We start from the raw sequence: 24260 nt of genomic DNA, 5'->3' as shown, positions 1-24260 counted from the left end.
TTTGGGCATCGAACAGGAAATCAAGCTCGCGCTGCCGCCTTCGCAGCACGACGACGTGGCGCGCTTTTTCGACGAGCGCACCGGTGCGGGCAAGCCGATGGAACTGGCGAACGTCTATTTCGACACGCCGGATTGCGCGCTCGCCAAGGCGAAGTCCGCATTGCGCCTGCGCCGCACGCCCGACCAGTGGTTGCAGACGTACAAGGTGCTGGGCGAATCGAAAGCCGGCTTGAGCCGTCGTCACGAATGGGAGATGCCGGTGGCGGGCGAATCGCTTGAAATCGATGCGCTCCTCGTTTCCTGCGAAGACGAAGCGGCCCGCAAGGCGTTGCAGGACGCCGCGCCGAATCTGATCGCCCTGTTTCGCACGGACTTCCGGCGCATCGTGTGGGACATCGAGCGTGAAGGTTCGCAGATCGAAGTCGCGCTCGACGCCGGCAAGATCACGGCGGACGTGGATGGCGAAAACCATCACGCGGAAATCAGCGAGCTGGAACTCGAAATCAAGTCCGGCGACGCCAAAGCGCTCTCCACGCTCGCCGCCGAATTGCGCGGCGCGTTTCCCGAACTCGACCCGGAAGATTTGAGCAAGGCGGAGCGAGGTTATCGGCTGCGCGAGCGTCCGGAAAGCGCGGTAGACGACGCCGAAGCATGAGCCAGCAGCCTTCTCTTTTTGACGAGCCTCGCACGCACGCTAGCGGCTTCATCACGCTCGAAAGCCAGTTCGAAGCGCTGCCCGCTGAATGGCGGCGGCATCTGACAGCATTTATCGACAGTCCGCGCTATGCGTCGTTGTGCGCTTTCGTGGATGCCGAGCGCGCCGCCGGCAAGACCGTTTATCCCGCCGATGTTTTCCGCGCATTGCGCCTCACCAGTCCTGGCGAGGTCAAAGTGGTGATTCTCGGTCAGGACCCGTATCACGGTGAAGACAAAGGCGCGCCGCAAGCGCATGGGCTTGCGTTCTCCGTGCCCGCGCCCGTGCGCCCGCCGCCTTCGTTGCGCAACATCTTCAAGGAAATCGCCGCGAGTCTGGATATCGTCGCGCCTGCTCACGGCTGCCTCGATTCGTGGGCGAAACAAGGCGTGCTCTTGCTCAACACGTCGCTGACCGTCGAGCGCGATAAAGCGGGAAGCCATGCCAAGCGGGGCTGGGAACAGTGCACGGACACGCTGATCCACGAAATTGCCGAGCGCCACGATGGCGTCGTGTTCATGTTGTGGGGCGCGCACGCTCAGGCAAAACGCGCGCTGATCGACGGCACGGGAAAGGCGCATTGCGTGCTGGAAGCGCCGCATCCGTCGCCGTTGTCGGCGCATCGCGGGTTTCTGGGGTGCGGGCATTTCGTCGCCGCGAACGAATATCTGAAGCGGCATGGGCGCGAGCCGATCGACTGGCGCTTGCCCGCCGAGGCACAGTTGCTCGCCTGAGCATCCTCATCAATGCAACGCAATGCAATGCAATGCAAAGAGCCCGCCGCGGTCCGAAGACCGGGCGGGCTCTTTTACTTCGGCGTCGAGCTTAAGCCTTACAGCGCCGCGATCGAATCGCGTGCCGAAGCGAGCGCTGCGCTCGCGGCCTCCGGCCCCATCGCCAGGCCTTCGGCGTAGATGAAGTTCACGTCAGTCATGCCGAGGAAGCCGAGGAACGTCTTGAGATACGGCGTTTGCGAGTCGTTCGGCGTGCCTGCGTACTTGCCGCCACGCGCCGACACCACGAACACCTTCTTGCCCTTCACCAGGCCTTCGGGGCCGGTCGCGGTGTAGCGGAACGTGATTCCGGCCCGCGCGATCCAGTCGAAATAAGCCTTCAGTTGCGACGACACGCCGAAGTTATACAGCGGCGCCGCGATCACCACGATGTCGGCCGCTTGCAGTTCGTCGATCAGCGCTTCGCTCTTCGCGTTGATGGCGACTTGTTCCGGCGTGCGTTGTTCGGCGGGCGTGAAGAACGCGCCGAGCGTGGCGTCGTCGAGGTGCGTGAGCTGGTCGGCGAGCAGATTGCGGACGACCACGTTCGCGCCCGGATTGCTTTGTTGCAGCTTCGCGGTGAGTTCGTCGGCGAGCAGCGTCGATTGAGCGCCTTGCGAGCGGGCTGCGGAGTTGATCTGGAGAATCGTCGTCATGATGGCTTCCTTGATGGAGGAGCGGGAGCCGTCGGCGCCCGCGTTGGAAGCATTCTTCGTTGTTCGGCGTTCCGGAAAAAGCCGTCCGGCCGTGAAGGATCGTTGCACCAGTAGGACAATCCCCGGTGGGCGCAGCCTTTCAGCCCTTCAGCCAGCGCTCGCGCCATTGTTTCGACGGTCCGCGCCCGTCGATAGCCGTCAGCACGTAACGCGACACTTCGGGGCCGTCGAGCTTCACTTCGGTACGACGCAGTTCGTCGCGGCGAAACGCGTGTACTTCGACCTTCGCACCCGGCAGATAACGCGACAACAGCGCCTCCAGATTCGATCCCGTCACACGCAGACCATCGATGGCCACGAGAACATCGCCCGCCGAAAGCCCCGCCTTCTGTGCGGCGCTGCCGTCGTGCACGACCGCCAGCGTGCAATCCGCGCTGCCCCGCACGCGCACGCCGAGCGACGGCTTGCCGGCCGTGCCGCTCGTCGGCAGATCGGGCGCGAGTGCTATGCCGAACGGCTCGAGGAGCGCGTCGAGCGGCAAGTCGCGCGTGCCGCGCACGCCGTCGCGGAACAGCGAGCGCAGATCCGCGCCGGTGGCCTCGGCGAAGAGCGCTTCCACTTCGTCCTCGCGGATGCCCCGTGCCTTGCCGAGATAGAAGTCGCGTCCGTAGCGCTGCCACAAGAGACGCATGACATCGTCGAGCGACTTACGGTTGTCCGTCTGCCCGCGGATCGACAAATCGAACGCGACCGCGACGAGCGAACCCTTCTGGTAGTAACTGACGATGGCGTTCGATGCGTTCTCGTCGGCGCGGTAGTACTTCACCCATGCGTCGAACGAACTCTGCGCCACCGATTGCTTGAGCCGCCCGCTTCCGCGCAACACGCCGCCGATGGTCTTGCCGAGCATGGAGAAGTAATCGCTCGCGGAAATAAGGTCGGTGCGCACGAGGATCAGGTCGTCGTAATACGACGTGAAGCCTTCGAAGAGCCACAAAAGCGACGTGTAATTTTCCTGCGACAGATCGTACGGCGCGAACGCCGCCGGCTTGATGCGCTTTACGTTCCACGTATGGAAGTATTCGTGGCTGCAGAGGCCAAGATACGTGCGATAACCTTCGCTGACTTCGGGTCGGCCAAGCACCGGCAAGTCGCCGCGATTGCAGATCAGCGCCGTGGATGCGCGATGTTCCAGCCCGCCGTAACCATCGCTGACGGCGACCGTCATGAACACGTAGCGATCCACCGGCGCTTTCTTCGTGCGCGGTTCGAAGAGCGCGATCTGCGCTTCGCACACGCGTTTGAGGTCGGCCGCGAGCCGGTTCATGTCGAGCCCGATCACGCGTCCCGAGATCACGATGTCGTGCTTCACGCCATGCGCGGTGAAGCCGCCGAGCGCGAATTCGCCGATCGTCACCGGATGATCGACGAGTTCGTCGTAATTCGCGGCCTCGTACGCGCCGAAACCATGGCGCTTCGTGCCACGCGCTTCGGCAAGCGCCGTGGCGACGCGCCAGTTGCGCAGCGCTCCGCCCTCCGGCGCTTGAATATCGACGATACACGGCGCAGCCGACTGCCCCTCCACCGCGAGAAACACGCTCGTGCCGTTGAAAAAGCCGACGCTGTCATCCAGATGCGCGGCGCGTACCGACATGTCCCACGCGTACACCTCGTAACGCAGCGTGATGGGGCCATCCGCCGGCGCGGCTTGCCACGCGTGCTTGTCGATTTTTTCGATACCGATCTTGCGCCCCGCCGCGTTGAACGCCTGCAAGGTGACGATATTGCGCGCAAATTCGCGAATCATGTAGCTGCCCGGAATCCACACCGGCAGCATGAAGCGTTGTCCCGCCGGGTCCGGCGCGGCGACCGTGAGCGTGACTTCGAAGATATGCGCGGCCGGGTTCTTCGGAACGATGCTGTAGCGCACCGGTCGATCGAGCGTAGTCGTTGCCATGTCGTGTCCTTTGTTCTTGTTGTGGGCGCGCGGTCGGTGCGCCTTTGAAACCAAAAGAGGCGCCTCTCATGCGCCTCTCGTCGTGGGTTCGGGCCGCCTCAATGCGCGGTCGAAAGTTCCTTCTCCAGCCGGTCGGCGGGAACGGCGCCCGGCAGACGGCGGCCGTCCGCGAGGAACACGGTCGGCGTACCGCTCACGTTCATCGTGTGACCGAGCTTCAGGTTCTTGTCGATGGCGGTGGTGTCGCACGAGGCGGCCGTGGTCGGCGCCTTGCGGTCCAGCATCCAGCCTTCCCAGCTCATCGCGCGATCTTTCGAGCACCAGATCGACTTCGACTTCGCGGTCGAATCCGGCGAGAGCACGGGATACAGGAACGTGTACACGGTGACGTTATCGATGGACTTCAAGGTCGATTCGAGTTGCTTGCAATACGGGCAATTCGGGTCCGAGAACACCGCGATCTTGCGGCTGCCGTTGCCCTTCACCACTTTCACCGCGTTCTCGAAAGGCAGCTTCGCGAAGTCGATCTTGTTGGTCTCGGAGAGCCGCGCTTCCGTGAGATTCTTGCTGCTGCGCGTATCGACGAGATCGCCGATCAGCACGTAGTTGCCGGTGGCGTCGGTATAGACGATCTGCGAGCCGAGGTTCACTTCATAGAGCCCTGGAATGGGCGTCTTGTCGACACTCTTGATGTTCGCGTCGCCCATGCGCGATTCGAGCGTGGACTTGATCTTGTCGGTGGTCTGGTCGGCCTGCGCCGTACAGCCGAGACCAAGTGTCACGGCGAGTGCCGCGGCCGCTGCGAGTGCCGTTCGAAGTGTGCGTTTCATGTTCTTTTCCTGTATGTGCCTGGCGTGTCTTTAACCAAGCGCGGCCGAAACCAGCCAGCGCTTGACGAGTGGCTGCGCGCCCACGAGCGCCATGCCGGTATTGCGAACCGCGCGCGCAAGCGTGCCCGGCACCGAGAAAACCCGTTGCAAGCCGTCTGTCGCCAACATGAGTTTTTGTATGTCTTCGCGGCGCGCGCGTTCGTAGCGGCGCAGCAAAATGGGATCGCCAAGATTGCGAAAACCTTCTTTATTGGCGATGACATCCGCGAGCGCGGCGACATCGCGCAAACCGAGGTTCATGCCTTGCCCGGCTAGCGGATGAATTAAATGCGCGGCGTCGCCGATAAGCGCGACACGTGGCGCGATCAGCTTGTCGACCGTTTGCAACGCGAGCGGGAAGCCTTGCGCGGGCGTCACGCATTCGAGCGTGCCGAGCATGTTTTGCGTGGCCTGTTCGACTTGTGCCGCGAGTTGCGCGGGATCGAGCGCGAGGAGTTCGTCGGCGTGTTCGGTGCGCGCGGACCAGACGAGTGAGAAGTGATCGCCCGGCAGCGGCAGCAGCGCGATGATTTCCGAGTCGCGGAACCATTGGTAGGCGGTTTCGCCGTGTGGCCGCTCCGCCTTGAAATTCGCGACCACGCCCGTTTGCCGATAATCGCGCCGGTCGACCTTTGCGCCCATTTGCGCGCGCACCCAAGAATGCGCGCCATCCGCGCCGACGATCAGATCCGCTTCGAGCGTCTCGCCGCTTGCAAGCGTGACGTGCGCGGCATCGTCCTCGACCGTCATGCCCTGCGCGCGCGATTCGAACCACGACAGACTCGGCTGGAAGCGCAGCGCGGCGTCGAGCGACTGTTCGATCAGATTCGATTCGACGATCCACGCGAGCTGCGGCACCGAGGCCTGGAACGCGGAGAAGTGCAGTTCCGCGTGCGTGTCGCCGAACACGCGCATGTCGAAGACGGGCCCGAGCCGCGTGCGATCGAGCGCTTGCCAGACGCGCAGCCGTTCGAGCAGCGTCTGCGAACTCGACGAGAGCGCGTAGATGCGCGAATCGAACGCGGCGCCCGCGGGCAAGGCGGCAGCTTGCGGCGCGAGCAACGCGGTGCGCAAGCCGGATTGCGCGAGCGCGAGCGCAGCGGTCTTGCCGACGAGCCCGCCGCCGACGACAACTGCATGAAAGGTCAGGGGATGCGAAGTCATCCGGCCATTATAGCCGTGAGGATTGCAGCGTATTTGGCGCCTGCGCGGCGCTGCGGCGGGCCGTCGCGGAAGGCGGCGCGAAACGCCGCTGCCCGGCGCGGCGGTACAATGGCGGTTTGCCTGGCCGCTCGACGCGGCCGTTGCGCTGGCGGGCGTTTTTGCCAATTCAGCCTTTGCCCGGCGCGCGACTTTTGACGAAACCCGCGCGGCCTGCGCCGTCTCACCAGTTCGAAGGATTCCATGAGCCTCCAATGCGGCATCGTCGGCTTGCCTAACGTCGGCAAGTCCACTCTATTCAATGCTTTGACCAAGGCGGGTATAGCCGCCGAGAACTATCCGTTCTGCACCATCGAGCCGAATGTCGGCGTGGTCGAAGTGCCGGACGCGCGCCTCACCGCGCTCGCCGAAATCGTGAAGCCCGAGCGTATCCTGCCGGCCGTCGTCGAGTTCGTGGATATCGCGGGTCTCGTCGCGGGCGCGTCGAAGGGCGAAGGTCTCGGCAATCAGTTCCTCGCGAACATCCGCGAGACGGATGCGATCACGCACGTCGTGCGCTGCTTCGACGACGAGAACGTGATCCACGTCGCGGGCAAGATCGATCCGCTGGACGATATCGGCGTCATCAACACGGAACTCGCGCTTGCGGATCTGTCGACGGTCGAAAAAGCGCTCACGCGTTATTCGAAGGCGGCGAAGTCGGGCAACGACAAGGAAGCGGGCAAGCTCGTCGCCGTGCTCGAAAAGGTGCGCGCGCAGCTCGACGAGGCCAAGCCGGTGCGTGCGCTTTCGTTGAACGAAGACGAGCAGGCGCTCATCAAGCCGTTTTGCCTCATCACGGCGAAGCCGACCATGTATGTGGCGAACGTGAAGGACGACGGCTTCGAGAACAACCCATATCTCGACGCCGTTCGCAAGCATGCGGACGCGGAGAACGCGCCGGTCGTCGCGGTGTGCGCGGCAATCGAAGCGGAAATCGCCGATCTGGACGACGCGGACAAGCAGGACTTCCTCGCCGACATGGGCATGGACGAGCCGGGTTTGAACCGCGTGATCCGGGCGGGTTTCAAGTTGCTTGGCTTGCAGACGTACTTCACGGCTGGCGTGAAGGAAGTGCGCGCGTGGACCATTCATATCGGCGATACGGCGCCTCAGGCCGCTGGCGCCATCCATACCGATTTCGAGCGCGGCTTCATTCGCGCGCAGACCATCGCGTTCGATGACTACGTCGCGTTCAAGGGCGAGCAAGGCGCAAAGGAAGCCGGGAAGATGCGGGCCGAAGGCAAGGAATACGTCGTGCACGACGGGGACGTGATGAACTTCCTGTTCAACGTTTGAGCGCCGTCAAGCGTCAAGAATCGTCAAATCGTCTTGCATGAAAAAGCGGAGTGCCCGATAAACGGGGCTCCGCTTTTTTCATGAGCGGTACCCGATAAAAATAAAGAGAGACAAAAAGAAGATGAAAGGACCCGCGTTTCTGCGTTCGCTCGCTGTCACGTGTTGCATTGCATTGTCCGCGAGCGTCATCCCTTGCACACCGGCGCACGCGTACGCGAACAGCGCGAACGCGAACAGCTTCAACCCGCAACCTGACGAAAACGACCTCGACAGACATGGCCATTACGTCAACCGCGACGGCAACGTAATCCATGCGCCCTCTCGCTCGCGTTCGGGTGCGGTACCCGAAGGCGCGACCGCGCAGTGCCGCGACGGCTCGTACAGCTTCAGCCGCCACCACGGCGGAACGTGTTCACGGCATGGCGGCGTGGCGCGCTGGCAATAGCCTGAGCACGCCCGAAGTACAATGACATTCGATCCCGCGCGGCACACGCGCCGGGAAGCGCGTCATCCCGCGCCGACGATTCGCGTCGAATGCCGATAACGCGGCGTGCGCGTCCCGCACGCAGCCGCCCGCGCCCGGCGTTCGCACTCTTCACCACACCATTACAGACAACATCGACATGGCCCAATACGTCTTCACCATGAACCGCGTCGGCAAGATCGTCCCGCCGAAGCGTCAGATCCTGAAAGACATCTCACTCTCGTTCTTCCCCGGCGCGAAGATCGGTCTGCTCGGTCTCAACGGTTCAGGCAAGTCCACGCTCATCCGGATCATGGCGGGCGTCGATAAGGACATCGAAGGCGACGCCACGCCGATGCCCAATCTGAACATCGGCTATTTGCCGCAGGAACCGCAACTCGATCCGCAACAAACCGTGCGTCAGGCAGTCGAAGAAGGTCTCGGCGATGTCTTTCAGGCAACCAAGAAGCTCGACGAAATCTACGCCGCTTACGCCGAGCCCGACGCCGACTTCGACAAGCTCGCCGCCGAGCAGGCGAAGTACGAAGCCATCCTCGCGACGAGCGACGGCGGCAGCCCCGAGCAGCAACTCGAAGTCGCCGCCGATGCGCTGCGCCTGCCCGCGTGGGACGCGACCATCGAACATCTTTCGGGCGGCGAAAAGCGCCGCGTCGCGCTGTGCAAGCTCCTGCTGCAAAAGCCCGACATGCTCCTGCTCGACGAACCGACCAACCACCTCGACGCCGAATCCGTCGAATGGCTCGAACAGTTCTTGACGCGCTATCCGGGCACCGTCGTCGCGGTCACGCACGATCGCTACTTCCTCGACAACGCCGCCGAATGGATTCTCGAACTCGACCGCGGTCACGGCATTCCGTGGAAGGGCAACTACAGCAGCTGGCTCGACCAGAAGGAAGAGCGCCTGAAGCAGGAAGAATCGAGCGAATCCGCCCGCCAGAAAGCCATCAAGAAGGAACTGGAATGGGTACGCCAAAATCCGAAGGGACGTCAGGCGAAGTCGAAGGCGCGCATCGCACGCTTCGAGGAACTCAACAGCCAGGAATATCAGAAGCGCAACGAGACGCAGGAAATCTTCATTCCCGTGGGCGATCGTCTCGGCAATGAAGTCATCGAGTTCAAAAACGTCAGCAAGGCGTATGGCGACCGGCTGCTGATCGACAACCTCAGCATGAAGATTCCGGCGGGCGCGATCGTCGGTATCATCGGGCCGAACGGCGCGGGCAAGTCCACGCTGTTCCGCATGCTGACCGGCAAGGAGCAGCCGGATTCCGGCGAGATCGTGCAAGGGCCGACGGTCAGGCTCGCCTATGTCGATCAAAGCCGCGACGCGCTTGGCGCCGACAAGACCGTGTTCGAGGAAATCTCCGGCGGCGCGGATGTGCTCACGGTTGGCAAGTACGAAACGCCGTCGCGCGCGTATATCGGCCGCTTCAACTTCAAGGGGAGCGATCAGCAGAAGCTCGTCGGCAATCTGTCGGGCGGCGAACGCGGACGTCTGCATCTGGCGAAAACGCTGATCGCGGGCGGCAACGTCTTGCTGCTCGACGAACCGTCCAACGACCTCGACGTCGAAACGCTCCGCGCGCTCGAAGACGCGTTGCTCGAATTCGCCGGCTCGGTCATGGTGATCTCGCATGATCGCTGGTTCCTGGACCGTATCGCCACGCACATCATCGCGTTCGAAGGCGACTCGCACGTCGAGTTCTTCGACGGCAACTATCAGGAATACGAGGCCGACAAGCGCAAGCGGCTCGGCGAAGAAGCCGCGAGGCCGAAGCGTCTGCGCTACAAGCCGATCACGCGCTGATCCTTTGCGTGAACGGATGAGACGAGGAACGCGCGTGCCTATGCGCGCGCGCGCACCGACATCGGACACGAATGCGGCGACTGTCTGAGGCACGTCGCCGCCAGTCTTCACGGCATCTTTGCGACACGCTAGCGGCGCGACAGAGGCTGAAAAGTACGCGCTCACTTAAAAAAACGATGCACGCGAAACGGCTTACCGCCGAGTGAGCCTCAGGCAGAACCAGTATTCGGGAGACATTGCAGATGGCGCGATCGAAAGCGCAACGGGGAGCGCTTTGGGCAGTCGGAATCGTCGTGGCGATCATCGTCGTGGCGGTTGGCGGGTGGCTCTTCGTCGCGCATCAGATGAAGGAGCGCATTCTCGAAACGCTCGGGCCGAACGGCTCGGCCGAAGAGATCGATGTCGGCTTCGGCCACGTCACACTGTCGCGCGTGCGTCTGCGCGGCCCGCAGGACTGGCCCGCGAGCGACGCCATGCGCGCCGAGCGCATCGTGCTCGACATCGACATGCACGAAGCGCTGCGAAACCGCGTGCATCTGCATGGCGTGAGCGTGGACAACTACTATTTGTCGATCGTGCGTTCCGCCGATGGCCGCGTGCAGATTCTGCCCGGTCTCAAGGAAACCGCGCGCGTCGCCGACGCGAAGCCCGACGCGAAGGAAGACGCGCGCTCGCAGGAAGAGAAGCTCATCGATCGCGTGTCGTTCGAACGCGGCTCGATGGAGTTCTTCGATTCATCGGTGCAAAAGCCGCCGTATCGCGTGTTGATCAGCGATTCGCGCGCGACCATCGACCATCTGCATCTCCCCGCGCTCACCGACCGCACCAATCTGTCGATGTCCGGTTCGATCAAGGGTCCGTCGCATACGGGAACGGTTTCGTGGGGCGGCTGGATGGTCATCGCCAACAAGGATTCGCAGACGCGCGCCGTGCTGAGCGGCGTGGATATCGCGTCGCTCGACCCGTATCTGCTGAAAAAGGCCGGCGCGCGTGCGGCGGTGACAGGCGGGACCATCGACCTCACCGTGGACGCGAACATCCACGATTACCGCATTCACGCGCCCGGCACGCTCACGCTGAATCACTTGCAGATCAGCGACACCGGCAACGGACTCGACACCTTCCTCTCCATTCCGACGAAAGCCGCTGTTGCCGCGCTGAAAGACCGCAAGGATCAGATCAAGCTCGACTTCGTGCTCGACGGCGATCTGCGCGATCCGAAGTTTTCGCTGCAGGAAAGTCTGTCGAAGAAACTCGCCGCCGGTTTTGCGAAGGCGCTCGGTGTGAGCGTCGAAGGCGTGGCCAAAGGCACGGGCGATACCGTGCGCGGTATTGGCAACGCGCTCAAGAGTTTGCTCGGTCAGTAAGCGTCAGATAGGCACGGCGAGCGCGCGCAGCTTCGTTTCGGTTTCCATCGCGCCCGTGTAGTGTATGCCGTGCCAGCCGAGATCCGTCGCGGCCTGCGCGTTCTTCGCGTTGTCGTCGATGAAGACGAGTTCGTGCGGCTGAATGCCCGGGAGATGCTTTTCGATCTCCGCGCGCATCAACGCGAAAATCTGCGGGTCGGGCTTGACGATTCCCACGCGCCCCGAAACGATGATCTCGCGAAACCGCCGCAACACGTCGAAGCGTTCCCACGCATACGGGAACGTCTCCGCCGACCAGTTCGTCAGGCCAAATAGCGGCACGCCTTCCGCGTCCAGCCGGTCGACGAGCGCCACGCCCTCTTCCAGCACGCCCGACACCATCTCGTGCCAGCGCGCATAGAACGCGCGAATCAGCGCTTCGTGATCGGGATAGCGCGCGATCAGTTCGGCGGTGCCTTCTTCTATGGTCTGCCCGCCGTCCTGCTGCACGACCCAATCCATCTTGCAGACGTTGTCGAGAAACCAGCGGCGCTCGGTTTCGTCCGGAATCAGTTGCCGGTACAAATACTCGCGGTCCCAGTCGATCAACACGCCGCCGAAGTCGAATACGACTGCCTTGATGGTCATGGTTTTGCTGCTCCTTCTTGTTTCGGATCAGATAGCCTGCGTGCGTTTTTCGAGCCACGCCAACGCCGTGCCCGACACATGCGGCGACACGCGCCGGCGCACTTCCTCGTGATACGCGTTGAGCCACGCGCGCTCGTCCTCGCGCAGCAAGGCCAGGTCGATGCAGCGGGTGTCGATAGGGCAGAGCGTGAGTGTTTCGAAGTCGAGGAAATCGCCGAATTCGGTCTTGCCCGCGCTTCGGTTCAGCACCAGATTCTCGATGCGAATGCCCCACTTGCCCGGCCGATAGATGCCCGGCTCGATGGACGTGATCATGCCCTCTTCCATCGCCGTCCAGCTTTCGGCGGGCGCGTAGTGCGAGATGACCTGCGGGCCTTCATGCACGTTCAGAAAGTAGCCGACGCCGTGCCCGGTCCCGTGGCCGTAGTCCGCGCCTGCTTCCCAGATAGGCGCGCGCGCGATGGAATCGAGCATTGGCGAACGGATGCCACGCGGAAAGCGTGCGCGCGACAGCGCCATCGTTCCTTTCAGCACGATGGTGAAATCGCGCTTGTGTTCAGCCGTGATCTCGCCGACGGGAACCACGCGTGTAATGTCCGTCGTGCCGCTCACATACTGTCCGCCCGAATCGATCAAGAGCAAGCCATTGCCTTCTATCACCGAATGCGACGCTTCGGTTGCGCGGTAGTGCGGCATCGCGCCGTTGGCATTGAAGCCCGCGATAGTGCCGAAGCTCAGCGTCACGAAGCCCGGACGCCGCGCGCGCGCCGCCGTGAGCTTTTCGTCGATGGTAAGTTCCGTAATGCGCTCGCGGCCCAGCGCATTCTCGAACCAGGCGAAGAATTCCGCGAGCGCCGCGCCGTCCTGTTCCATCGTCGCGCGGATATGCTCGGCTTCCGCCGCCGTCTTTTGCGACTTCGCGAAGGTGGACGGATTCACGCCTTCCACGATCGTCACCGCCGAGGGCACTTGCTCCAGCAAACCATGCGTGATGCGGCGCGGGTCGATCAGGAGCGTGGCTCCGGCGGGCAGCGCGGCGAGTGCGCGGGGCGCATCGGCGTAAGGCGCGACGCGCACGTTGTCGCGCGCGAGCGATTCCTCGAGCTCGGCCGACACCTTGCCATCGGCGATGAAGATCGTCGCGTCGTCACTGCCGATCAACGCATGCGCGACGAACACGGGGTTGTAGCTGACATCGCCGCCGCGCAGATTGAAGATCCACGCGAGATCGTCGAGCGTGGACACGAAGTGCCACTGCGCGTTTTTTGCGCGCAAGGCTTCGCGCACCTGGGCGAGTTTGTCCGCGCGGCTCACGCTGGCGTGCGGCGCGGCATGTTCGTAGATGGGCGCGTCAGGCAAACCGGGACGCGTCGGCCAGATGGAATCGAGCAGATCGACATCCGTGCGCAGTACGATGCCGCGTGCCTTCAGCGCATCCGCAAGCGAGCGCGCCGCCGCCACGCCGAGCACGGCGCCATCGACACCGACGACATCGCCCGAATCGACATGCGCCGCCAGCCATTCGACGTGCGGCGCGGTTTGCTGGCCGCCCATCATCTTCATGAGCGCGATGCCGGTGCCCGCCAGTTGCGCCTCGGCTTGCGTCCAATAGCGGCTATCCACCCAGACGCCCGCGAAATCCGCCGTCACCACGAGCGTGCCGACCGAACCGGTGAAGCCGGACAGCCATTGCCGCCCTTGCCAGCGCTCCGGCAGATATTCGGAAAGATGCGGGTCTGCCGACGGAATCAGCACGGCGGCAAGATTGTCGAGCGCCATCTGGCCGCGCAGCGATTCAATGCGCCGGGCGAACTCGGCTGCGTCGGGAATGGCGGAATGTGCGATGCGGTCGTTCATGAAGTCACCTGCATGGAATGCGTGAGGAAGCGCCGGCGAGCGCGGGTTTAGCGACGCGCGGCAAGGCCGACTGTCACCGTCACGACGACGAGCGCGAACACCGTGCACGCGAACCATTCAAGCGTATCGCCGTCGTGATACAGGTTGATGATATTGCCGAACATGCGCGCGACGATTATCGCCAATATGCCCGCGACGATGGCCGTCCAGATGCGCCCCGCCGCGCCTGTGCCCACGCGCCCCGCGCGCCGCAGCGGATGCAGCCACCAACCCGTCGCGCCGATTACCGCGCCCAAAAAGATCAAGCCCGTCCAGCCCATCAGCTACCGCGCCCCTTTGATTGCGATCGAACCGGCGCCGCGCGCCGTTAGCGGTCGAGTTTAGGGGGCCAGGTTGGCGATGGCAAGTGCGTTTCCTTGAACGATTTATGCGACTAAGCTTAAAAATGAAAATATGCCGGGCCGGTAAAATGACCGCTTTAGCCACGCTGATTTAAGGGCGATACTCTAACGAGTCACTGCCCAAGTTCGCGGCATCGATCGAATAGGTTTACAGCGGAAAATAAAGCACCATGATTGAGAAAAGCCTCATATCGCTAAACGGTCTGGAATTCGTGATGACCTACCGCGGTTCCACGCTGGAGCGGCGTGAAAATCTGCGCGGCATATTGCGCCATCTCGATTCGACTTATTCCGACTACACGGTTTATCTCATCGAAGCCGATGCCACGCCCACCTTCCACTGGTCGGGCCTTGGCGACGAAAAGATCAGGCATGTCTTCGTATGCGACAACGGCCCCTTTCCAAAGGCGCGCCTATGCAATCTGGGCGCGCGAATGTGCACCGGCGACATCATTTGTTTCCATGACGCGGACATGATTTCCAACCCGGATTATCTGCCGCTTTGCATCAACGCAATTCGTCATGGAACGGCAAGCGACGCACTTTGCCCATTCACGAACGTGATTAACGTTACGGGTGTTTATCGCGATGCATTCATTGCTTCCGGAGATTACGCAATACTAAAACCGTTTCTCGAAAGCGACCGGCCCGAAGAAATGGAAATTCTCTATGCGAATACGCCGGGCGCCATCGTGCTCATAAAACGCTCGGATTACATGCGCGTTGGCGGCTACGATCCGCGCTTCATTGGCTGGGGCGGCGAAGATGACGACCTGCTCACGCGCGCGGTGCGGCTCGGCGTTCGTTGGCATTCCGTGCCCGATGCAAACGCGTCGCTGTTCCATCTGCATCACGACAATACTTCGCGGCACGCGGCCATTGCCGCCGCCGAACGAAATCGCGAAGCGGCTGCCGAGACGCATGCATTGTCGCAAGAGGAACTCGAAGCGCGCGCCGCCGAGCTGGCAAAGTACTTCGATTGAGCGCGGCGCTGCGTCCTGGCGTCGCACGAGCTTGGGGCTTCGCGCCGGCTGCAAGCGGCGCGAGCGAACACCAGCCATCCCCTATGCCGCCTATAAATGAAGAGATTGGTAAAACGCTATAATATCGCGCTATCTGAAAGGCCATCGGCTTAGGCCCATTACATGCAGCTCCTCACGATCGGAATCAATCACCACACTGCGCCTGTCGCCTTGCGCGAACGCGTGGCGTTTCCGCTCGAACAGCTGAAGCCTGCTCTGGGCGCGCTGAAGGACATCTGGCTTGGGCCGCTCGCCAAGGTTTCGCCCGAAGCGGCGATCCTCTCGACCTGCAATCGCACCGAACTTTACTGCGCCACCGACGACGCCGCCGCGCGCGACGCTGCCATTCAGTGGATGTCGAAGTACCACAATCTCCCGGTCTCGGAACTCGCGCCGCACGTCTACGCGCTGCCGCAGTCCGAGGCCGTGCGCCACGCCTTCCGCGTCGCCTCGGGGCTGGATTCAATGGTGCTCGGCGAAACGCAGATCGTCGGACAAATGAAGGATGCCGTGCGCACCGCATCGGAAGCGGGCGCGCTCGGTACTTATCTCAACCAGTTGTTTCAGCGCACCTTCGCGGTCGCCAAAGAAGTGCGCTCCACGACCGAGATCGGCGCGCAGTCCGTTTCCATGGCCGCCGCCGCCGTGCGACTCGCCCAGCGCATCTTCGAAAACATTTCGAGTCAGCGCGTGCTTTTCATCGGCGCGGGCGAAATGATCGAACTCTGCGCCACGCACTTCGCCGCGCAGAATCCGCGCGAACTGGTGGTCGCAAACCGCACGGCCGAACGCGGCGAAAAGCTCGCCGAACGTTTCAACGGCCGCGCTATTCCGCTTTCCGAGCTGCCCACGCGCATGCACGAGTTCGACATCATCGTGTCGTGCACGGCGTCGACGCTGCCTATCATCGGGCTGGGCGCGGTCGAACGCGCGGTGCGCGCGCGCCGGCATCGGCCAATCTTCATGGTCGATCTCGCCGTGCCGCGCGATATCGAGCCGGAAGTCGGCAATCTGCAGGACGTGTTCCTCTATACCGTCGACGACCTCGGCGCGATCGTGCGCGAAGGCAATGCGTCGCGGCAAGCTGCCGTCGCGCAAGCCGAAGCGATCATCGAAACGCGTGTGCAGAATTTCATGCAGTGGCTGGATGCGCGCAGTATCGTGCCGGTCATCCGCCACATGCATACACAAGCCGACGCGTTGCGCCGCGCCGAAGTCGAACGCGCGCGCAAGCTGCTCGCGCGCGGCGACGATCCCGCCGCAGTGCTCGAAGCATTGTCGCAATCGCTCACCAACAAGCTCATTCATGGTCCGACGCACGCGCTCAATCGCGCGACCACGGAAGAGCGCGCCCAGCTCATCGACCTGATGAGCGGCTTCTACCGCCACGGTTCGTCCGACAAGCCGCAAGACGACACGCCTTCGGCGCCTGAATCGTCGCAGTCTCCGGACCGTTAGCGGCTTTCCTCGCTGTTCTCCAATGCCGCGCGGCGCTGACGCGCAGGCATTTCTGATTCCACAATTCTCCGGAGCATCGCTCCAACTCCGCCCGATGAAAACGAGCATGCAAAGCAAGCTCGACCAGCTTGCAAAACGGCAGGTCGAACTCAACGAATTGTTGAGCCGCGAAGACGTGACCGCCGATATGGATCAGTATCGGAAACTCACGCGCGAACATGCGGAAATCAGTCCGGTCGTCGAGCAGTACGCGCTCTGGCGTCAGGCGCTCAACGACGAAGCGACCGCGCAGGAATTGCTGTCCGATCCGTCGATGCGAGATTTCGCCGAAGAGGAAATCGGCGAAGCGCGCGAACGCATGGCGACGATCGAAAGCGATCTGCAGACCATGCTGCTGCCGACCGATCCCAACGACGAGCGCAATATCTTCATCGAAATTCGCGCGGGCACGGGCGGCGACGAATCCGCGCTGTTCGCCGGCGACCTGCTGCGCATGTATCTGCGCTATGCGGAGCGCAACCGCTGGACTGCCGAAACCATGTCCGAGAGCGTGTCCGACTTGGGCGGCTACAAGGAAGTGATCGTGCGGATTGCGGGCCACGGCGCCTTCTCGCGGCTCAAGTTCGAGTCGGGCGGGCATCGCGTTCAACGTGTGCCGGCGACGGAAACGCAGGGGCGCATCCATACGTCCGCGTGCACGGTCGCGGTCATGCCGGAAGCCGATGAAATCAGCGAAGTGGTGATCAATCCAGCGGATCTGCGTATCGATACCTTCCGCGCGTCGGGCGCGGGCGGGCAGCACATCAACAAGACCGATTCGGCCGTGCGCGTCACGCACTTGCCGACCGGAATCGTCGTCGAATGTCAGGACGACCGCTCGCAGCACAAGAACAAGGATCGCGCGCTGAAGGTGCTCGCCGCGCGCATCAAGGACAAGCAGTATCACGAGCAACACGCGAAGGAAGCGGCGACGCGCAAGAGTCTGATCGGTTCGGGCGACCGCTCCGAGCGCATACGCACCTACAATTTTCCACAAGGGCGCATGACGGATCACCGCATCAATCTGACGCTCTACAAGCTCGAATACATCATGGACGGCGATATCGACGAACTGATCGGCGCGCTCGTGAGCGAGCATCAGGCGGAATTGCTCGCGGCGCTCGGGGAAACCGAGTGACGACCGCAGTCGATCTGCTGCGTGCGTGCGCGCTGCCCGCGCTCGAAGCGCGCGTCTTGCTGATGCACGTGCTCGGCTGGCGACGCACGCAGTTGATCACGCGCGATCGCGAAGCGCTTGGCGCCATCGCGGTTAGCCGCTTCGAGGCGCTCGTCGCGCGCCGTGTCGCGGGAGAACCGATCGCGCAGCTGACCGGAACGCGTGAATTTTTCGGGCTCGAATTCGACGTGACGCCCGATGTGCTGATTCCGCGCCCGGAAACCGAATTGCTGGTGGAAACGGCGCTCGACGCCATCGCGAATACGCCGAACGCGCGCGTGCTCGATCTCGGCACGGGAACCGGCGCCATTGCGGTTTCGCTTGCGCATGCACGGCCCGACGCGCGCGTGTGGGCCGTGGACCGCTCAGGCGCCGCGCTGGATGTCGCGCGTCGCAATGCAGAACGGCTGCTCGATACGGCGCGCGCGGGCGGGCCGCTCGCGTTCGTCGAAAGCGACTGGACCGCGAAGGTCGATCCTTCGCTGCTCTTCGAAGCCATCGTGAGCAATCCGCCGTATATCGCAAGCGACGATCCGCATTTGCAGCAAGGCGACCTGCGCTTCGAGCCGCGCGACGCGCTCACCGATGACGCCGACGGTTTGTCCTGCATCCGGACCATTATCGAGAGAGCGCCGTTTCTGCTTGCGCGCCGTGGCGTGCTGTGGCTCGAACACGGCTACGATCAGTCCGACGCCGTGCGCCGACTGCTCACGGCGCGCGGTTTCACCGATGTGCATTCGCTGCGCGATCTGGCGGGAATCGAACGCATCAGCGGCGGCGTTTTCAATGCCTGAGCGCGGCGGGCGAGCCAGGCAGCGGTCAGCCCGGAATAGCGAAATCCGCTATCATTTCAACACTTAGTCCCCACCGACATCAAAGCGCAGGAACATCATGGAAACGCAAGAACGCATCAAGCAACTCGTCGATCAAAACGCGGTCGTCCTCTTCATGAAGGGCACGGCGCAGTTCCCGATGTGCGGTTTCTCCGGCCGCGCCATCCAGGTGCTGAAGGCGTGTGGCGTCGATCAGATCACGACCGTGAACGTGCTCGAAGACAACGAAATTCGTCAGGGCATCAAGCAATTCTCGAACTGGCCGACCATTCCGCAGCTTTACGTGAAGGGCGAGTTCATCGGCGGCTCGGACATCATGATGGAGATGTACGAATCCGGCGAACTGCAACAGCTCTTCGCCGCTGCCTGAAGTCATCTTCGAAGTGAACGCGCCTGCCGCCCGACGACGGCTCATCGTCGCCATCACGGGCGCCACGGGCGCGATCTACGGCGTGCGTTTGCTTGAAACGTTGCGCCGTGTTTCCGGCGTGGAAACGCATCTGCTCGTTTCCAGCGCCGGCTGGCTCAATATCCAGCACGAGCTGGAACTCGATAAATCCACGGTTCACGCGCTCGCGGACGTTGTTCATAACGTGCGCGATATCGGCGCGAGCATCGCGTCCGGCTCGTTTTCCACGGAAGGCATGATCGTCGCGCCGTGCTCCATGCGAACGCTGGCAAGCATCGCGCACGGACTCTCCGACAATCTCATCACGCGCGCGGCGGATGTCGTGCTCAAGGAGCGTCGCCGTCTGGTGCTGCTGGTGCGCGAAACGCCGCTCAACCTCGCGCATCTGCGCAATATGACCGCCGTGACGGAAATGGGCGGCGTGATTTTTCCGCCGCTGCCGGCGTTTTATCAGAAGCCGGCGAGCATCGACGAGATGGTGGATCACACCGTCGCGCGGGTGATCGATCTGTTCCAGATCGCATCGCCGGCCGCCGTTGCATGGGAAGGGATGCGCGGCGAAGCGGACTGAGCGTCGCTTCGATTGCAAACGCCGACGACACAATTCATTGCTTCGACAGCCGTTTATTTCCGCCAGTCACGGCCGTACATTGGTGGCATCCAACTCAATACGCGACGCCATGACTTCCCTTCCCTCCGTTTTCATTTCTCACGGCGCGCCGACGCTGCCTATCGACCCGTCGATGCCTTCCGGCGAATTCGCCTCGCTCGCTGAAACGCTGCCGCGCCCGCGCGCCATCCTCATGCTTTCGGCTCACTGGGGCACGACGCAACCCGTTGCGAGCATCGCCGAGCGGCCGGAAACCATCCACGATTTCTACGGTTTTCCGCGCGCGCTCTATGAACTGCGCTATCCCGCGCCCGGCGCGCCCGATCTCGCCCGCAACGCCGCCGCGCTGCTCGGCAAGCACGGCATTGCTGCGAGCACGACGGAGCACGGCCTCGATCACGGCGCGTGGGTGCCGCTTCTGCTCATGTTTCCCAACGCCGACATCCCAGTCGCGCAACTTTCCATTCAACCGCGCCTCGATGCCGCGCATCACTTCGGTATCGGCCGGGCGCTGCGCGATTTGCGGCGTGACGGCGTGATGATCGTCGGTTCCGGGCAAATCACGCATAACCTGCGCATGGCGGACTTCGGCGCGCGTCCCGAAGATGCCGATCCGCGCGTCGATGAGTTCACGCATTGGTTCGAGGCGCGTCTTGCCGATCGCGACATCGACGCGCTGCTCGACTATCGCGCCCGCGCGCCGCACGCCGCGCTGATGCATCCGACCGACGAGCATCTGCTGCCAGTATTCGGCGCACTAGGCGCTGCGGCGGATGACTATCAGTTGCGCATACAGTCGCTCGGCACTTTCCAGCGCGCGCTCGCCATGACGAACTACGTGTTCGCGGACGCCTGAGGCCTGAACGTACGAGTCGAGCAGGAAAGAACGAAGCCCGCCTGATTGCTCAGGCGGGCTTCGTTTTACCGCTTCTCGTCGACGATCTGTTTACGCGCCGACTTCGTGCTGAATGTCTTCGTGCGCTTCGCGTTCATCCAGATAGTCCGTCCTATAACCGGTGTGGACGCCCCAGAAGTAAAACACGAGCGCGAGCACGGCGACGAGCGCCATGTCCCAGCCATACGGCAACACGCCACTTCCGCCGAATTCCTTGCTGCCGATGAGCGACATGACGGCCATTGTCGGCAGATACGCCACCAGCCACCACGCGGCTTTCAGATCGCGGCCCCATCCCGCAAAGCCGGTCTTGCCCTGGAAGTAGAAGTACACGGGCAGCGCGACGACCATCAACAGGATGATTTCGCCGGTCAGCGGCCACTTTGCCCAGTACAGGACGAGCGACGCGCAGACGAACGCGAACGGCGCGACCAAGCCCATTAGCGGCAAGCGGACCGGCCGTTCCAGATCCGGCGCGGCGCGGCGCAGCGCCATCAGGCTCACAGGCCCGGTGAGATACGAAATGACCGTCGCCACCGAAATCACCGCCGCCAGCGTGCCCCAACCCCGGAAGAAGAACAGGAACACGAACGCGACGAACAGGTTAAACCACATCGCGGGACGCGGCACGCCGTAGAACGGATGCACGTTGCCGAATATCTTCGGCATCGTGTTGTTGCGCTCCATCGCGTAGATCATGCGCGTGGTCGTCGCCATGTAGGTGGTGCCGGTGCCGCTCGGGCTCACGAAAGCATCGACATAAAGAAGCACGGCGAGCCAGTTCAAATTCAGCGCCAGCGCCAGTTCCGCGAACGGCGACGCGAAGTTGAAATGCGACCAGCCCTTCGCGACATCGGCGGGATTGACCGCGCCGATGTAGGCCACTTGCAGCAATACATAGATCACGAGCGCGATCAGAATCGAGCCGATCACGGCGAACGGGATGCTCCGCGACGGATTGCGCGCCTCGCCCGCGAGATTGACCGGGCTTTGAAAGCCGTTGAAGCTGAACACGATGCCGCTCGTCGCCACCGCCGTCAGCACGGCCGGCCAGCCATAGGGCGCGAAGCTCGACACCGTGCCGAAGTTCTCGGAATGGAACCCTGTATAGATGAGGCCCGCGATGGTCAGGCCGGGAATCAGGAACTTGAAGACAGTGATTGTCGAGTTGGCGCGCGCGAACACCTTCACGCCCCAGTAGTTGAGCATGAAGTACACGACCACGAGCAGCGCCGAGAGGATCAGCCCTGAAGTCGTGAGCGTTTCATTCACGAAGAGCGCATGCGCCCATTCATAGGGCCACGTGCTCATATATTGAATGGATGCCTCGGCCTCGATCGGAATGACCGAGACGATGGCAATCCAGTTCGCCCACGCGCTGATGAAACCGACGAGCGCGCCATGCGAATAGCGCGCGTAACGCACCATGCCGCCGGATTCGGGAAACGTCGCGCCCAACTCCGCGTAAGTAAGAGCGATCGCCATGATGACGACCGCGCCGATCACCCACGCGACCATGGCTGCGGGACCGGCGATCTTGGCCGCTTTCCACGCGCCGAACAACCAGCCTGAACCGATGATGGAACCGAGGCCGGTAAGCATGAGTGCTATCGGCCCGATATTTCGTTGTATCGAACTCTTCACATTGTTCTCCAGTGTCTCTCGCCTTGCGCTTGGAGGTCAGGCGCACGAATGCACATCCGCCGCGCGCGATGCCGGCCTACGGTCCGGTGATAGGGCGATTTTGGTGCAACCTTGGCAGGTTGGCGCGTAGTGTAACGGTTGCACCTTTCGAATGCAGCGAAGGTTTGTCAGCTTTCATCAGTTTTTGCGCGATGAAAGCTACCACACGGCGGTGATAGACAGTTGGCAGTGAAATTATGAAAGATTCGTAAGATACGTTGCGATATCTCAAAAAGTCCCTGCGCGGCAGTCGGATATTATTTGACCGCGAAAACGATTAGCCGTATAAACCTTCTTGCAGGATTTCAAGTGGCGAGTGACTTGTGGTTCTTTCGTAGTTCGCCATCGCGGTACTCCGGTTGGTCCCATTGCCCCTTCCTTGATCTTCATGCACCCTTGGCTTCGGCCTCATTCATCAATTTTTTGGAATAAGTAACATGGAAACCGGTACCGTCAAGTGGTTTAATGACGCAAAGGGCTTTGGCTTCATCACCCCGGATGGCGGCGGCGAAGATCTGTTCGCACACTTCTCGGAAATCCGCATTGAGGGTTTCAAGACACTTCAAGAAAACCAAAAGGTTACCTACGAAGTGAAGACTGGCCCCAAGGGCAAGCAAGCAGCGAACATCAAGCCGGCGTAAGTTTTTATCCGGCTTAAAGAAAACCCCGCCTCGGCGGGGTTTTTTGCATCTGGAACGAGCGCGATCAGGTAAAGACGCGTTGCGCGTAAATACCGAGACCCGTCGCCACGCTGGCAAGTCGATCGCCGAATACGGCTCGTGCGCCGGGAAAAGCCGCCGCGAGCGCATCGGACAGAAAGCGCAAACCGGTGGTGCCGCCCGTGAAGTACACGGCGCCGACATCCGCGTTCGCCACGCCCGCGCGTTTCACCGTTTCCAGCGCCGCTTCGACGATACGCCGCGTCTCGTCCGCTCCCGCTTCGATCAGCTGCGCTTCGTCGAATGCGACGCGCAGCGCTTCCTCCACCTCTTCCATGTCGATCTCGGTTACGCCGCCCGCCGCCACGTCGATCTTCGCCTCCTCAGCGTGCGCGGTCAGCGCATGCCCGAGCCTGCGATCGACGACGCGCATTAGCCGGTCATGCAGACGCGGTTCGGTGTAAAGGTGGCGCATCAGTTGCAATTCGCTCACGCGCTTGGGCGTGTAGACGGTATTGATCAGATGCCACGTCGCCAGATCGAAATACACGCGGTTCGGCACTTCGCGCCCTTGCGGATCGAGCGTCTGATAACCGAGTTCGCGCAAAACGGTCGTCAGCTCGACGCGCCGGTCGAAATCCGTGCCGGCCACGTGCACACCGTGATGCGCGAGGACATCGCTTTTTCGGTCTAGCTGGCGAGCGCGCTCGGGCCCCACGCGAACGAGTGAGAAGTCGGACGTACCGCCGCCGATATCCGCGACCAGCACGAGCCCTTCCTGCGTCAGGCGCGCTTCGTAATCGAATGCGGCGGCGATCGGTTCGTATTGAAAGTGAATCTCGCGCAAGCCGATGGCGTGCGCGCACGCTTCGAGTTGCGACTGCGCGAGGCGGTCGGCGCGCGGATCGTCATCGACGAAAAAGACCGGACGGCCGAGAACCGCGCGATCGAGCGGACTTGGCGAGACCGCCTGTGCTTTCTGCTTCAGATGCTGCAGAAAAAGCGTGATGACGTCCGTGTACTTGATGGCGGAGCCGTCGCCGAGATCGGTGCTAGTGTCGGCGAGCGGCGAGCCGAGAATGCTTTTCATCGAACGCATGAGGCGGCCGTCGAAGCCGTCTATATACGATTCGAGCGCGGCGCGGCCATAGGACTGGCTGTTTTCGTCCGTGTTGAAGAAGACGGCCGTCGGAAGCGTGGTTGCCTCGCCCTCGACGGGAGCCAGCCGGATCGAATGGCCACCCTGCGTCTGCGCCTGAATCGCGGCAGGCACGGCGACGGCGGAATTCGACGTGCCAAAATCGATCGCACAGTAGGTCATGGACATCGAGGCAGCGTTACGAGGCAACGCCGCATTCAAAAGTGGACAGGGTTTGTAGCATGTTCGGCGGCATGCATCAACCGCATTCGAACCCGTCTGGAACCGCCACGACGCTTCAACCGGCGCGGAATGCAACTTGCTCGCCAAAGCGGCAATTTATTCA

General features: G+C 62.4%; 23 protein-coding genes. 14 read left to right on the top strand and 9 right to left on the bottom strand.

Annotated features, from left to right (window positions below; translation table 11 throughout):
* The first annotated feature begins 1 nt into the window (after position 1).
* On the top strand, positions 2–655 hold the full coding sequence (locus ACYQ47_RS23750) for a CYTH domain-containing protein (protein ID WP_244826328.1): 654 nt from the start codon (positions 2–4) through the stop codon (positions 653–655).
* Positions 652–1428 carry a uracil-DNA glycosylase gene (locus tag ACYQ47_RS23745; RefSeq protein WP_250526291.1) on the top strand — a complete coding sequence of 259 codons (777 nt, stop codon included), beginning with the start codon at positions 652–654 and terminating at the stop codon, positions 1426–1428. The genes ACYQ47_RS23750 and ACYQ47_RS23745 overlap by 4 nt, the downstream gene beginning before the upstream one ends.
* 98 nt (positions 1429–1526) lie before the next feature.
* Here the strand turns inward: ACYQ47_RS23745 and ACYQ47_RS23740 are convergent, their stop codons facing one another.
* The 4 genes from ACYQ47_RS23740 to ACYQ47_RS23725 all read right to left on the bottom strand — a co-directional run bounded on the left by ACYQ47_RS23740 (position 1527) and on the right by ACYQ47_RS23725 (position 6113).
* Positions 1527–2123, bottom strand: a complete 597-nt coding sequence (locus tag ACYQ47_RS23740; protein WP_250465758.1) for an FMN-dependent NADH-azoreductase — start codon at positions 2121–2123, stop codon at positions 1527–1529.
* Between the two features lie 139 nt (positions 2124–2262).
* Positions 2263–4080 carry a M61 family metallopeptidase gene (locus ACYQ47_RS23735; protein ID WP_459907205.1) on the bottom strand — a complete coding sequence of 606 codons (1818 nt, stop codon included), beginning with the start codon at positions 4078–4080 and terminating at the stop codon, positions 2263–2265.
* 98 nt (positions 4081–4178) lie between these two features.
* Positions 4179–4910, bottom strand: a complete 732-nt coding sequence (locus ACYQ47_RS23730) for a DsbC family protein (RefSeq protein ID WP_244826332.1) — start codon at positions 4908–4910, stop codon at positions 4179–4181.
* Between the two features lie 30 nt (positions 4911–4940).
* Positions 4941–6113, bottom strand: coding sequence for a UbiH/UbiF family hydroxylase (locus ACYQ47_RS23725; RefSeq protein WP_459907202.1), 1173 nt, complete (start codon positions 6111–6113; stop codon positions 4941–4943).
* A 240-nt stretch (positions 6114–6353) separates the two neighbouring features.
* On the opposite strand from ACYQ47_RS23725, the gene ychF reads away from it, so the two are divergent.
* The 4 genes from ychF (at position 6354) to ACYQ47_RS23705 (ending at position 11106) form a co-directional block, all read left to right on the top strand.
* Positions 6354–7448: a redox-regulated ATPase YchF gene (ychF, locus tag ACYQ47_RS23720; RefSeq protein WP_244826334.1), complete on the top strand. Its 1095-nt coding sequence runs from the start codon at positions 6354–6356 to the stop codon at positions 7446–7448.
* 121 nt (positions 7449–7569) lie between these two features.
* The gene (locus tag ACYQ47_RS23715; RefSeq protein ID WP_244826335.1) at positions 7570–7893 is read left to right on the top strand and encodes a DUF3761 domain-containing protein; all 324 of its coding nucleotides are present in this window, start codon (positions 7570–7572) and stop codon (positions 7891–7893) included.
* Positions 7894–8071: 178 nt separating this feature from the next.
* Entirely contained in the window at positions 8072–9739 is a 1668-nt protein-coding gene (gene ettA, locus ACYQ47_RS23710) for an energy-dependent translational throttle protein EttA (RefSeq protein ID WP_244826336.1), read from the top strand.
* Between the two features lie 242 nt (positions 9740–9981).
* Positions 9982–11106: a DUF748 domain-containing protein gene (locus ACYQ47_RS23705; RefSeq protein WP_244826337.1), complete on the top strand. Its 1125-nt coding sequence runs from the start codon at positions 9982–9984 to the stop codon at positions 11104–11106.
* Positions 11107–11109: 3 nt separating this feature from the next.
* Here the strand turns inward: ACYQ47_RS23705 and ACYQ47_RS23700 are convergent, their stop codons facing one another.
* The 3 genes from ACYQ47_RS23700 to ACYQ47_RS23690 are packed head-to-tail and all read right to left on the bottom strand — an operon-like array spanning position 11110 to position 13910.
* Positions 11110–11733: an HAD family hydrolase gene (locus ACYQ47_RS23700; protein ID WP_244826338.1), complete on the bottom strand. Its 624-nt coding sequence runs from the start codon at positions 11731–11733 to the stop codon at positions 11110–11112.
* 27 nt (positions 11734–11760) lie between these two features.
* A complete protein-coding gene (locus ACYQ47_RS23695; protein WP_459907197.1) occupies positions 11761–13590 on the bottom strand; it encodes an aminopeptidase P family protein in 1830 nt (609 codons plus the stop codon).
* Between the two features lie 47 nt (positions 13591–13637).
* Complete coding sequence (locus tag ACYQ47_RS23690) at positions 13638–13910, bottom strand: hypothetical protein (RefSeq protein ID WP_244826339.1); 273 nt, start codon at positions 13908–13910, stop codon at positions 13638–13640.
* Between the two features lie 251 nt (positions 13911–14161).
* Here ACYQ47_RS23690 and ACYQ47_RS23685 point away from each other — a divergent pair, with 251 nt between their 5' ends.
* The 7 genes from ACYQ47_RS23685 (at position 14162) to ACYQ47_RS23655 (ending at position 20395) form a co-directional block, all read left to right on the top strand.
* The gene (locus tag ACYQ47_RS23685) at positions 14162–14974 is read left to right on the top strand and encodes a glycosyltransferase family 2 protein (RefSeq protein ID WP_309962336.1); all 813 of its coding nucleotides are present in this window, start codon (positions 14162–14164) and stop codon (positions 14972–14974) included.
* A gap of 162 nt (positions 14975–15136) precedes the next feature.
* Positions 15137–16471, top strand: a complete 1335-nt coding sequence (gene hemA / locus ACYQ47_RS23680) for a glutamyl-tRNA reductase (protein WP_244826341.1) — start codon at positions 15137–15139, stop codon at positions 16469–16471.
* A 94-nt stretch (positions 16472–16565) separates the two neighbouring features.
* On the top strand, positions 16566–17648 hold the full coding sequence (gene prfA, locus ACYQ47_RS23675; RefSeq protein WP_244826342.1) for a peptide chain release factor 1: 1083 nt from the start codon (positions 16566–16568) through the stop codon (positions 17646–17648).
* Positions 17645–18481, top strand: a complete 837-nt coding sequence (gene prmC / locus ACYQ47_RS23670; RefSeq protein WP_459907194.1) for a peptide chain release factor N(5)-glutamine methyltransferase — start codon at positions 17645–17647, stop codon at positions 18479–18481. The genes prfA and prmC overlap by 4 nt, the downstream gene beginning before the upstream one ends.
* Positions 18482–18578: 97 nt before the next feature.
* Positions 18579–18890 carry a Grx4 family monothiol glutaredoxin gene (gene grxD, locus ACYQ47_RS23665; protein ID WP_244826344.1) on the top strand — a complete coding sequence of 104 codons (312 nt, stop codon included), beginning with the start codon at positions 18579–18581 and terminating at the stop codon, positions 18888–18890.
* Positions 18891–18903: 13 nt separating this feature from the next.
* A complete protein-coding gene (locus ACYQ47_RS23660) occupies positions 18904–19500 on the top strand; it encodes a UbiX family flavin prenyltransferase (RefSeq protein ID WP_459907191.1) in 597 nt (198 codons plus the stop codon).
* Positions 19501–19609: 109 nt separating this feature from the next.
* Positions 19610–20395 (top strand): DODA-type extradiol aromatic ring-opening family dioxygenase, encoded by a 786-nt coding sequence (locus tag ACYQ47_RS23655; protein WP_459907189.1) that lies wholly within the window; start codon positions 19610–19612, stop codon positions 20393–20395.
* A gap of 90 nt (positions 20396–20485) precedes the next feature.
* Here the strand turns inward: ACYQ47_RS23655 and ACYQ47_RS23650 are convergent, their stop codons facing one another.
* On the bottom strand, positions 20486–22078 hold the full coding sequence (locus ACYQ47_RS23650; protein ID WP_250465772.1) for an APC family permease: 1593 nt from the start codon (positions 22076–22078) through the stop codon (positions 20486–20488).
* A gap of 476 nt (positions 22079–22554) precedes the next feature.
* Here ACYQ47_RS23650 and ACYQ47_RS23645 point away from each other — a divergent pair, with 476 nt between their 5' ends.
* The gene (locus tag ACYQ47_RS23645) at positions 22555–22758 is read left to right on the top strand and encodes a cold-shock protein (RefSeq protein ID WP_016346375.1); all 204 of its coding nucleotides are present in this window, start codon (positions 22555–22557) and stop codon (positions 22756–22758) included.
* A 64-nt stretch (positions 22759–22822) separates the two neighbouring features.
* Here the strand turns inward: ACYQ47_RS23645 and ACYQ47_RS23640 are convergent, their stop codons facing one another.
* Positions 22823–24097: an Hsp70 family protein gene (locus ACYQ47_RS23640; protein WP_244828124.1), complete on the bottom strand. Its 1275-nt coding sequence runs from the start codon at positions 24095–24097 to the stop codon at positions 22823–22825.
* Positions 24098–24260: the final 163 nt, after the last annotated feature.

Source organism: Caballeronia sp. HLA56, from assembly GCF_054655155.1.
This window is presented reverse-complemented; position numbering and strand designations above follow the sequence as displayed.